Raw genomic sequence first — 11,645 nt, 5'->3', positions numbered from 1 at the left:
ATCCCGGACTCAATGAGAGGAAAGGTACTATAGTCGCGTTTTGCCATGCCACTAGTATCTATCGTTCACCTACCAATAAGCCTGACAACCCATGCCTGAGCACTTTCGCGCGTTAGTCGTCATCCTGGTTCTTGCCGGTATTGTTTTTGCCATGGCACGCCGACCTGCAGAAGACCTGATCCCTCACAGCGACTTCACCCGTCGACGCAACCTGTGGTTCGTACTGACAATTCTGGCGTTCGTCTCGTACAGTTTCTGGGTGTATGCGGCCGTTACTGTTGTGGTGTTGACCATCGCAAGAAAACGCGAGAGCAACCCCGCCGCCCTGTTTTTTCTTCTGCTGTTTCTGGTCCCGCCGGCCTCGGCACAAATTCCAGGCTTCGGCCTGATCAATTATTTTATCGACCTTAACTATATTCGCCTGCTGTCCTTGTGCGTCTTGCTGCCGGCTTTTTTTACTCTGCGCAGGCGAGCAGACACGCTTGCGTTCGGGCGGATCTGGCCGGACAAACTGCTAGCCGCAAACCTGACACTGACAAGCCTGCTTTTACTGCGCGAAACCACCATCACCGATATGTTGCGCCAAACGTTCTACCTGTTCACTGACGTTTTTTTGCCGTACTACGTAGCCAGCCGGGCACTGAAAAACCTCAGCGATTTCAAGGACGCCCTGTTGGGCTTTGTCCTCGCGGCCATGGTGATGTCCCTTATCGGATTCTTCGAGTTTACCCGCAGCTGGCTGCTCTACAGCGCGCTGATCAACGCCCTGGACATGCAATGGGGAATGTCCAGCTACCTGGCCCGTGGTGGGTTGCTACGCGCAAGCGTCACCACCGGCCAGGCCATTGCGCTGGGACTTGTCATCAGCGTAGCCATCGGTTTCTACCTGTTCTTGCAGGAGGGTGTCCGCAGTAAACTCCAGCGGCGCCTAGGTGCACTCCTGCTCGCCGGTGGTCTGTTTGCACCGTTGTCACGTGGCCCGTGGATCGGTGCAGCCGCCATGTTCATCCTGTACATCGCCACCGGCCGCAAGGCTGTCAAACGCCTGATGCTGCTGGCGCTCGCCGGAGTGCTCGCCCTTCCTCTGCTGACCATCGTGCCGGGCGGGCAAAAATTGCTGGACCTGCTACCGTTCATCGGTACGGTAGACGTAGAAAACATCACCTACCGCCAGCGCTTGTTTGACAACGCAATTATCGTTATCCAGCGCAACCCTTTGCTGGGCTCATTTGATTACCGCGACACACCGGAAATGCAATCCATGATTCAGGGCGAGGGGATCATCGATATCGTGAACACCTATATCGGCATAGCGCTTTCGCTCGGATTGATTGGATTGACTCTTTTCGTGGCTTTTTTTGGCACTGTTCTGTTCGGCATCCACAAGACAATGCGTTCGTTCCCCAACAAAGACAATGAGACGCATCGACTTGGGCGGGCGCTCTTCGCGACACTGGCCGGAGTATTGGTGACCATCGTTACCGTCAGCAGCATCACGGTAATCCCCGTGGTGTATTGGTCGGTCGCCGGACTGGGCGTTGCCTATATCCAGATGGCGCGCAGCCTCAAGCACACCTCAAAGGCAGTCACTGAGAACGCCCACCTCCAACTTCGGTAACCCAATGGCCAATTTTTTTCGCCGCACCCGTTTGCTGATCCCGGTCATTTTGTCTTTTGTCGTTTGGCCGCTTGGCGCCTGGGCGTCTGACTGGGTCGCCAAGGTCGATGATCAAAGTGGCCTGCCAGTGCTGGTGCATGGCGGCAGCCCCGTCGTTGCTTCTTCATTCGTCTTCTTTGAGAGCAACTGGGGCTGGACGTATTTTCCAACCGAATTCAAGATCAACACCCCCTACAACTACTCCCTCACCGGCCAGAACAAAACACTGGATTTCGACATGGCGGCGAAAATCCAGAAGAAAGGCGAGCAGGAGTTAACCTGGGACTTTGTCCTGGATGCACACAGCACGAAGTCTGGCGTGATGGGCGGGGGGCTCGTCTTCAAGTTCGACCCTACCCTTTTCTCAGGAGAAATGGGCGTGCCGGTGTTGCTCCCCGACAACAAAGGCTGGTCCTGGGGGAATGCACAGGGGAGACACATCGAGATGCGATTCGAGCCGGCCCTGGCGAGGGTCTACTTTGAACCGGGCGATAAATCCGAGGTACGTGCGTTCTTCTATAAAGACACGATCAAGCCCGGACGCCAAACCGTCAAAGCAACCTTAAGCCTATCCGGCGATGTGGCACTCGGCCCCACCACTACCGAACGCTTTGGCCTGAGCGACCCAAAGAGCTGGCCGAGTGACAAGCTCGACTGGAAAACCTCGCCGGTCGACCTGTCCTTCCTCAACGCTGACGAAAAACCTGCCGGCAAGCGCGGTTTCGTCAAGGCGTCCGGCGAGCAACTGCTATTCGCGGACAACACCCCGGCGCGCTTCTGGGGAACCAACGTCACGGCGTATGCGCTGTTCCGCACGCCAGACGATGAAATCAAGCAGCAGGCTAAACGCCTGTCCGCACTGGGTTTCAACCTTGTACGCCTGCACCACCATGACTCCCCATGGGTCTTCCCCAACATTTTTGGCGACCCTAGCCTCACGCATGACACCCAGCAACCAAGCCCAGAGTCACTGAAAAAAATTGACTGGTGGATCAAGTGCCTGAAAGACGAAGGCATTTATGTGTGGCTCGATATGCACGTCGAGCGTGCCTTTACCGAAAAGGACAACATCTACGGCTTCGAAGAGATGCCGAAAAACAGCAATGGCACCGCCAACCTCAAGGGCTATGCCTATGTCAACATCACCATTCAACAAGCGATGAAGCGCTTTGCCGCAGCCTATCTGAGCCACGTAAATACCTATACCGGTCTCGCCTACAAAGACGATCCGGCGATCGCCGCTGTACTGATTACCAACGAAAACGACGTCACCCATCACTTTGGCAATGTCCTGCTGCCAGACAAGGACGTTCCAAAGCACAACAAGATTTACATGGCCGCCGCCGAAGGGTTTGCCAACCAGCACAATCTATCCTCAAGAAAGACCTGGCGCTCCTGGGAGCCTGGCCCCTCCAAACTGTTCCTCAATGATTTGGAGCGACGTTTCGACGCAGACATGATTCAGCACCTGCGTGATTTGGGAGTGAAGGTCCCCATCGCCACGACCAGTAGCTGGGGCTACGATCCTCTCAGCTCCCTGCCGGCCCTGACTTCCGGCGACGTAATCGACGTCCACAGCTACGGTGGCACCGGGCAGCTGGAGAAAAACCCGCTCACCAGCGACGGCTTGATAAACTGGATTGCCGCTGGCCAGGTCACGGGCAAACCCCTCACCGTCACCGAGTGGAACAGTGAACCCTTCCCGACACCCGACCGCCACTCGCTGCCACTCTATATAGCCAGCACCGCCAGCCACCAAGGCTGGGATGCGTTGATGCAATATGCCTACAGCCAGGAGGCGCTATCCGGGGGATCGATGTCAGCCAGCAACTGGCACGCCTATAACGACCCGGCACTGCTGGCCACAATGCCTGCCGCCGCCTTGCTCTATCGCCGCGCTGATGTTCACGAAGCCAGTACGACCTATGTCTTCGCACCGACGCCAGGCACCCTGTTCAACCGACTCATCACACCGAAAAACTCTGCTCTGCTGCGTACTGCCATGGAGAAAGGCAAGTTGCAAATCGCCATGCCACAGACGCCGGAATTACCGTGGTTGCAACAGGGCCCTATCTCGAGCAATGCGCAGGTGTTTCATGACCCTGACCAATCGCTGCTAGACGCCAATGCTACGGAGTCCACGACAGACACGGGTGAGCTAAAACGCGACTGGAAACAAGGTATCTACACCATCGACACACCACGCACCCAGGCAGCGACCGGCTGGATCGGTGGCGAGTCGATCAGCCTTGGCAACATCCAGGTTCAAGTGAAGACGGCTTATGCCAGTGTGGTGGTGCAAAGTCTGGACAGCTCGCCAGTCGGCCAATCGCAGGATTTGCTGATTTCGCTGGGCACCCGTGCCATCCCCAAAGCGGACGACCAAATACCTTTTTATGTTGAGCCTCTCGAAGGCACGCTAACCATCCAGGCACCGCAAGGCTTGACACTGTTCACCCAAGGTACCCTTGCGCAAATGAAGAAGTTGCCCGCGACCTACCTTGATGGGCGCTATACGATCAAGTTCGACGGTGTGCAGGCATCTAATTGGTTGTTTTTGAAAAAAAGCGTCCCGCAAGTAGCAGCCTCGGGCAACGGGCAGCCAAGCCCTGCTCATAAAGCACCCTCCAATGCAGCGGCGAGCCAATAACTAACCTTTCGCTTTTAAAGTAATTGTCAAGCGCCAATCTGCGCGTACACAGCAACAGTTTCCAGGAGATCAGGATGAATTTTTTGGTTGTTGGCGGCGCAGGCTACATTGGCTCACACATGGTCAAGCAGCTATTGCGCGCAGACCACGAGGTGGTGGTGGCAGACAACTTCTCCACGGGCCACCGCAGCGCCTTGGTGGGCGGGAGATTAGTCGAACTGGACATAGCCGATACGCAAGCCCTGGACGCCTTGTTTGCCGTGCAACACTTTGATGCTGTGTTCCACTTCGCCTCCTTTATTCAGGTAGGCGAATCCGTGACGGAGCCTGCCAAGTATTACCAAAACAACTTCGCCGCCACCCTCACGCTGCTACAAGCCATGGTTCGAGCAGGGATTAAAAACTTCATTTTTTCCTCGACTGCCGCCGTCTATGGCAACCCGGTGCATGCCCCCATCGGCGAAGAACACCCCAAGGCCGCGATCAACCCTTATGGTCGCAGCAAGTGGATGGTGGAGCAGATGCTTGAAGATTTCGACCGTGCTTACGGACTGAAATCGGTCTGCCTGCGCTACTTTAACGCCGCCGGTGCAGACCCTGAGGGGCAGCTGGGTGAACGCCATGAACCGGAAACCCACCTATTGCCACTGATCCTGCAAGCGGCCTCAGGCCGGCGCACAAATATCACTGTCTACGGCCGCGATTACGACACGCCTGACGGTACGTGTATTCGTGACTACGTCCACGTTGTCGATCTCGTTGCCGCGCACGCACTTGCCGTGGATTACCTAATGGCCGGCGGTACAAGCACGGCTTTCAACCTCGGCAATGGTCAAGGGTTTTCAGTACAGCAAGTCATCGATACCGCGCGCCGCGTAACCGGCCAGGAGATATGCGTCAGTGAAGCGCCACGCCGTGCCGGCGACCCGCCACGCCTTGTGGCCGACCCACGAAGGGCCAACACCTTGCTTGGCTGGCAACCGCAGTTTGCTTCACTTGAACAGATAGTGGCTCACGCCTGGAGCTGGGAGCAGAAGTACCCCTGGCACTGAAAGTCGGCGCTCGCGCATAACACCGAGCACCTAAGGATGACGCGCTGGTAGTCAAGAGCGATTTTGGGGCTCGGCCTTGTTCAGCACTTGCCATTCAAATTGGCTGCCCGCCTCACCTTTCGCTGTCGTTGCAGCATTAAAGAGAGAAGTAGCAGAAAACTATCGAATCCTTCGCAGGATTTTTGCCTTTAACCTTCTAAGCATAGCCATTACCGAACGCAGGATAGGCGCCCTGTCAACGATGGAAAGTTCATGCAGGTCCGTCCGCGAGGGCCTTTGATAGCCAAGACTCCAAGTAAAATAGTAAGCCAGAATCTCTTTATTCGATTGAATAAGCGTATTGAGAGCAGCGTCATAATGCATCGGACCTCCGTCAGGATGTCCCGGCGGCCGCTCAAGAACCTGGAATAAAAAATCCCTCAGTTTCCCAAGGCTTTTCCCGTTTACAGCATAGAAATGGGACAAGTGTATTGGCTCGTCGACCACTTTCCAAACGGGTAAGCTCAAGTTTGAACTGCCTTCAAACGGATGCCCAAAATAGACGATGTCCCACTCCATACCTTCCAGAGACTCGATGGCCTGCTTCCCATATTGAGAAATGCGGTTGGAAAACTGTATGTCGTCTTCCATGATCAAGATATTTTTCAAGTTCAGGCGCATTGCCTCTTCCAGCACCCCCAGATGACTCAAAAAGCAGCCTCTGGCCCCGATACTCGGAAAGCCATTTCCCTCGCTGGGCGTAACAGCCTCAAAAAAACCTATTTTCTTTTCATCAAAGTGAAAGCCATTGCGAGTGAATTCTTCTACTGTTTCTAAGCGGCGATCCTTTCTTGATGGGATATTGATGATTCTTGTTCGATCAAAATAGTCGATCATGTTCATCCATCAGGTCCTCAGCGCAGTCGATCAGGGAAGTTTTATTTCATTATAGGCGGCATCTCAAAATGAAAGTTTGGGTGTCGTAAATCAGATTGTGAGTCGCCAATGCGGATATCAGTCGACTTATTCAAGTCCATTTTCGCCCCAATAATCTCAGTCGCATTCCGTCATTCCCGTATAGCATTCTGGTCGCCGGAAACAATGGCAGCTCTCAAAAAATAGCGCTAAGTTACCGCGGCGCTACAATGAGAACCTATGAGAAGTACCCTTGGCACTGAAAGTCGGCGCTCGCGCATAACGCCGAGCGCCTGAGGATGACGCTCTAGTAATAAGAGCGATTTTGGGGTTCGGCCTTGTTCAGCACCGTGCCAATCAAATTGGCTGTCCCCAGATGATGCAGGCTTTCCTCGATTTCTTTCTTGGTGTTCATGCCGTTTGCGACCACGAGAAGGACGCAGTCGAATTTAGGCAAGACGGTAATCACATCATCCGAACTCAACAACGGCGGCAAGTCGAAAATCACGATACGTGAGTCGTAGCGCTCACGCAGATCCATAATCAAATGGCTCACCGCGGGCGATGACAGCACTTCAGTGGAGTGCGGAATCGGCACACGCGTCGGCAGAACGACAAAGCGCGGCAAGGTCGGATTGACCAGCACCTCTTGCAGCTCCGCTTCATCGACCAGTAATTCGTTGAGCGATTTCTCCATCGGCAGGCCCAGGCAGGCGCCCACTGTCGGACGACGCAAGTCGAAATCCACCAGCAATGCCGTCTTGGTTGTGTGATGGGCGATGCTCATTGCCAGGTTGATCGCCAATACGGTCTTGCCTGCCTCCGGCGTCGGCGAGGTGATGGCGAGCGTACGCCAGCCATTTTCTTCCATGACTTTCAGAACTTGCGTACGCAGCAGATCGAAAGCCCCGCTCATACTCGAATTCTTGTTGTAAGCCACAATGCGGTTGCGCTCGAGATGGTCTGGCCGCAGCGGTACAACTCTTGTGTGCACATAACTGAGCGCATTCAGCCCTGCAGACTGCGTGGTCGCTGTCATCGCCTTTGGCGTTGTCACGAGACCTGACGAAGGCTGTTGCTCCGAATTTTCGGTATCGGGCTTGATTATTTCCATGTCTATTTTCCTTATGCAAACCGGCCCAGGGTTTTGAATACCAGAAGGTCCAGAGGCATGTAGAGGAAGTGCAGTAGTACCAACGAAATCGCAAACATCACGACCACACTGACGATCACAAGCGTTCGCCACTTCCTGCGACGTGCCAGTTCCGCCTTGGTGTGAATGTAGGGAATCGAAACCAGTACGCGCCTGCCCACCACACTGCCCAAGGCTTCAACACCACGCACGCGCTGACTCAACATCTCGATGAGCATCACCAGTGCACCGGCGCCCACCGGGGCGAGAACAAGGCCCATGGCAACCACTTTTTTGCGGTTCGGCCGGATCGGCTTTTCGGGCATCAGCGGCGACTCCAGCAGCACAAAACGCTCCGCCTTGTTTTCCTGCTCCAGGCTTTCGGAAATTTTCGCACCCATTTCCTTCGTGCGAATCTCCTCATATTTTTTTTGAGCGTTGTCATGGTCACGCATCAGCGTGACCAAGCCACGCTCGACTTGCGGCGTCTCAAGAATTTGCGCCTCGTAGGTTTCAATTTTGCTGAGCAGCTCCCGCTTTTGATTGGCCAGCGACTGGATCCGTGCTTCCGAGGCAGAGACTCGGGCCTGAGCCTTGGCAACATCCAGTCTGACTGAAGTCACTGCACCGCCCCCCGAACCTTTGGCAGATTCAAGGGCAGCGATTTTGCGCTTGACGGCGCGAACATCGGGGTGGGCTTCGGTATACGTCGACAGCAACCTGGTGTATTCCGCCTTGAGGCTACCCAAATCCTGCGGTTGCTCAGCTCCCGCCGCCCCAGGCTTGGCAGCGACCCCGGCACTGGCCGCGGAAACCTCCAGCTCGTTAAAGCGCAACTCCTCACGGGCCGCTTTGTAGTCGCGATCTACCTCTTTAAGCTCGGTTTCGGCGCGCGACAACATATTCATGCGCAACTCCTGATGCTCGGGTAGCGCGTTGCTGTGTGCCTGCTTGAAGTCCGCCAACCGGTTCTCCAGGGCTTCCAGTTCGACCCGGAGCTTGTCCGCCTCCTGTGTCAAAAACTCTGTGGTCTCACTGGCGCGCTCGGTGCGCTGCTTGATGTTTTCATCCAGAAACAGCGTCACCAGCTCGTTGGCCACTTTGTTCGCAATCTCGGGCTGGCGGTGCTCAAAGCCAAGGCGAAAAGCAATCGTCACTTCGCCGCGCCCCTTAACGGCGGCACTGACCAAGGAGACTGCAATCGTATTGCGCATTTCGTCGATCTTCTCGGTAACGCTCAGCGGCCTGCTTTGCGAAGCAAAAAGATGGTATTTGTCGATGATCCCTTCCAGATGCTCACGGGTCATCACACGCTGGCGAATGACTTCGATGCGCTCATCGGCAAAGGTATTGTTGTTCGCCGCCACCAGGTCCGGTGAAATCTGCTGAGACTCGACCAGAATGGTGCCGGATGACTCATAAATAGGCGGGATAGTGAGCGCAACCGCCACGCTCACGCCAAGAATAACCGCGACACTCAGGATCAACAGCAGCGCATGGTGCTTGATGATAGCGATGTAGTCGTTGACCGACATTTCGTATTCTGAGGTCATAATGATCACAATGCTGAATGTCAGAAATCGGGATGACTATAGGTCAAAGTCAGCCCCACGACGTTTGCGGTTGCGTCCGGCAAATTATCTTGCTGGCGTTCTTTGTACATGTAGGATAGGCGCGCCTCCCAAAAAGGCGAGATTTCGTGGCTAAACCAGGCACCGGCAGTGCGCAGGGTATTAGGCGTCAACCCCGTGGTTTTTTGCCATGAGGTGACAAAACCGGTGCGACTGGTGTCGTCCAGTGCATAACTCCATAGGCCATTCACGTTATCAGACTCGACGAAACCGCCGTCACCACTGGCGAAAGTACCACGACTGGCGCCGATGCTTGTCTCAATGCGCTCACCGATATAGCTCAACAAAAAGCCGCCTTGACCAGTGGGGCTGCTCGAGCCGGAGACTTGATTGACGCCCCCGTAAACCGACCCTTTTAGCCGGTCAGAAATGTCAAAGTTCATGCCCACAGTGGGGGTATAACTGTTGGAAGACGCCACCCCGGATCCCTGCTGCGGTTCATAACGCATGGCTCCAAAACGCGTGAACAACTCCACACGCTCGCTCCATGTATAGTTCAAACTCAAGAGGTTCGACAGCTGGTCATAGTTGGTCAGTGTGGAAACGTCGTAAGTGACATGGGTGTAGTCGGCTTCATCAACCAGGGTAGTACGATCACTGAGAGCAGTGCTCCAGTTGCCGCCGAACAACGATAGCTTTTGCGTTCCGTCAGGGGCAATCACGCCGGTTCCTTGAACCTCGGTAGAGAGCGTCGAGCTCTCGACATACTGCGCGTTGAGTCCAAAACCACCGCTTTCGGTCTCGCGCTGCCACCCTATCTTCAAATCGGGGTCTTGACGATCCGAAACGATGGAGGTATCGGAGGAGTGCACCACCTTCACACCCAGACCGAAAGTCCACTGATCCCGGTCGGAAGTCCCGACGAGCGTGTAATCGGGGGCGATGATTGTACGAGTCACGCCCTTTGCATTGCTCGTAGCAAGCACCGGGTTGCTGTCGTACTCGACAGTCGAGGGAAGAACGATCGCAGATTGCCAAGTGGCCGCATTGGCCACACCGGAATACGGCAAGATCAGGATAGCCGTAGCAACTCCGGTAGTTCGCAGTACAGACAAGATAATCCTTAATGCATCAAGTAAGGTTAAGGTACAACCAGCGTATCGCCGGCCTGGAGTTGGATATTGGTGGACATGTCACGCCCGGAAATCAGGTCGCTGTAGTGCACGGGCAGAACCTGTTGAGTAGCGCCCTTGCGCCGAATGACCTTGATTTCATCTTTGTCCGCGAACTTGTCGAAACCACCCGTATTGCTCAGTGTTTGCAGTACGTCAAGCGAACCCGGCATCGGCACTGGACCTGGTTTCAACACTTTGCCTTGCACGTAGACGACATTGCCTTCAATGCTTTTGATGACAACGCTGACATTCGGATCGGGTATGTACTTTACAAGCTCGGTAGCGATTTTCTTCGCGGCTCCAGTAGAGTCAAGCCCTTGAACCTCGACCTTCCCTGCCAGCGGGAAGGTAATGCTGCCATCGGGAAGTACGCGCACTTCCTCTTTCAGCTTGTCTTCGCCCCAGACGGAAATGACAACGTTGTCGCCCGCTTTCAGCTTGTAATCCGTGTCTTTTTCGTCAGCACTGGAAACGCCGGGCAAGATAGCCAGCGTGCAGAGTACAGGTATCAATGAACGCAACATTGGGTTCCCTCCACCTAAGTGGTAATGCAAGGAGTTTCACATAAAAACGGGACAAAATCACTCTAGCCCATTTCGCGTCAAAGAAGCGATCCAACAGTGAATTTGGCAACCCATTTTCCGCTGGCGCAACCCGCCAGCTAGCGAAATAGCAGCAAAAAATAGAAAAATAGTCTTATTTAACAATATCTTGGAGTTGATCATGCCACCTCCGACACCCATATGCCAAAATTAAAGCACTTAGCGCACCTGCACCAAAATGCGCAACTAACTGGCTTAAAACATTACAACCAAAGTGTCATTGAAATACAGGTAACCACTCACAACAAACCAACATCTAATAAAGCTTTTTTCTTTTCAGCTACTTGAATTTACGCATTCTGAGTGCCGAAAAGCCTGACACCAATGCCTATATCTTCCGCCGATTGGCAACAACGATAAAACCAATCAGCGCGGACGAAAATAACCATGCCGCTGTCGAAAGCGGCACTGCATTCGATTGATTGATAAAAGCGCCAGCCCCGACCGCCAGACCTTTATCCTTGATAGACAAATCAACCACTAACGGGGCTTTGGAAACAGCCGCCATTAAACCGTCGCACGATAAAGTATTGACGGAAGCACTAGCCCCCGACTGATTATTGTTGCTATTGAATTTGGCAGGTTGGGCATCATCGAAGTATTTATCGGTGATTGAAGAAGGCACGCCAAGGACGTTTCCAAACGCATACAGCGCACCACTTGGATGCTCTTCCAGAGCCGCGCCGAGTTGAGGCACCGAATCTCCGCAAGCGTTACCTATGCGACTAATTTCATAGGCCAAATTGGTCGAGTGAGCAGCAGATACCGCTGCGCCATTGAGCAGCATCAACAACAAAACGTTTTTAAGCAAAAGTTTCGTATGCATAACACCGCCTCCCTGCACAGAGGGTTACTCTTTTGTGAATGAAGGATTTCGGATCAGGTTACATGAAATGTATAAGCACATCGCCA

At 54.1% G+C, this 11,645-nt stretch carries 9 protein-coding genes; 3 read left to right on the top strand and 6 right to left on the bottom strand.

What is annotated here, in order from left to right:
- Positions 1-91: 91 nt before the first annotated feature.
- The 3 genes from ACM6IR_RS25490 (at position 92) to galE (ending at position 5,359) form a co-directional block, all read left to right on the top strand.
- Complete coding sequence (locus ACM6IR_RS25490; RefSeq protein ID WP_414910249.1) at positions 92-1,618, top strand: O-antigen ligase family protein; 1,527 nt, start codon at positions 92-94, stop codon at positions 1,616-1,618.
- A 4-nt stretch (positions 1,619-1,622) separates the two neighbouring features.
- Positions 1,623-4,307, top strand: a complete 2,685-nt coding sequence (locus ACM6IR_RS25485) for a glycosyl hydrolase family 5 (protein ID WP_414910248.1) — start codon at positions 1,623-1,625, stop codon at positions 4,305-4,307.
- Between the two features lie 74 nt (positions 4,308-4,381).
- On the top strand, positions 4,382-5,359 hold the full coding sequence (gene galE / locus ACM6IR_RS25480) for a UDP-glucose 4-epimerase GalE (RefSeq protein ID WP_414910247.1): 978 nt from the start codon (positions 4,382-4,384) through the stop codon (positions 5,357-5,359).
- A gap of 159 nt (positions 5,360-5,518) precedes the next feature.
- Here the strand turns inward: galE and ACM6IR_RS25475 are convergent, their stop codons facing one another.
- From ACM6IR_RS25475 to ACM6IR_RS25450, 6 genes are all read right to left on the bottom strand, one after another.
- Positions 5,519-6,241 (bottom strand): glycosyltransferase family 25 protein, encoded by a 723-nt coding sequence (locus ACM6IR_RS25475; RefSeq protein ID WP_414910246.1) that lies wholly within the window; start codon positions 6,239-6,241, stop codon positions 5,519-5,521.
- Between the two features lie 319 nt (positions 6,242-6,560).
- Positions 6,561-7,292, bottom strand: a complete 732-nt coding sequence (locus ACM6IR_RS25470) for a CpsD/CapB family tyrosine-protein kinase (protein WP_414910359.1) — start codon at positions 7,290-7,292, stop codon at positions 6,561-6,563.
- Positions 7,293-7,378: 86 nt separating this feature from the next.
- On the bottom strand, positions 7,379-8,938 hold the full coding sequence (locus tag ACM6IR_RS25465) for a GumC family protein (RefSeq protein WP_414910245.1): 1,560 nt from the start codon (positions 8,936-8,938) through the stop codon (positions 7,379-7,381).
- A 20-nt stretch (positions 8,939-8,958) separates the two neighbouring features.
- Complete coding sequence (locus tag ACM6IR_RS25460; RefSeq protein WP_414910244.1) at positions 8,959-10,071, bottom strand: hypothetical protein; 1,113 nt, start codon at positions 10,069-10,071, stop codon at positions 8,959-8,961.
- Positions 10,072-10,097: 26 nt separating this feature from the next.
- Positions 10,098-10,655, bottom strand: a complete 558-nt coding sequence (locus ACM6IR_RS25455) for a polysaccharide biosynthesis/export family protein (RefSeq protein WP_414910243.1) — start codon at positions 10,653-10,655, stop codon at positions 10,098-10,100.
- A 406-nt stretch (positions 10,656-11,061) separates the two neighbouring features.
- A complete protein-coding gene (locus ACM6IR_RS25450; protein ID WP_414910242.1) occupies positions 11,062-11,559 on the bottom strand; it encodes a hypothetical protein in 498 nt (165 codons plus the stop codon).
- Positions 11,560-11,645: the final 86 nt, after the last annotated feature.

This window comes from Pseudomonas sp. IT-P253, assembly GCF_949768125.1.
Taxonomy (GTDB): Bacteria; Pseudomonadota; Gammaproteobacteria; order Pseudomonadales; family Pseudomonadaceae; genus Aquipseudomonas.
The sequence above is the reverse complement of the archived record's forward strand: the minus strand, read 5'-3'. Positions and strand labels throughout refer to the sequence as shown.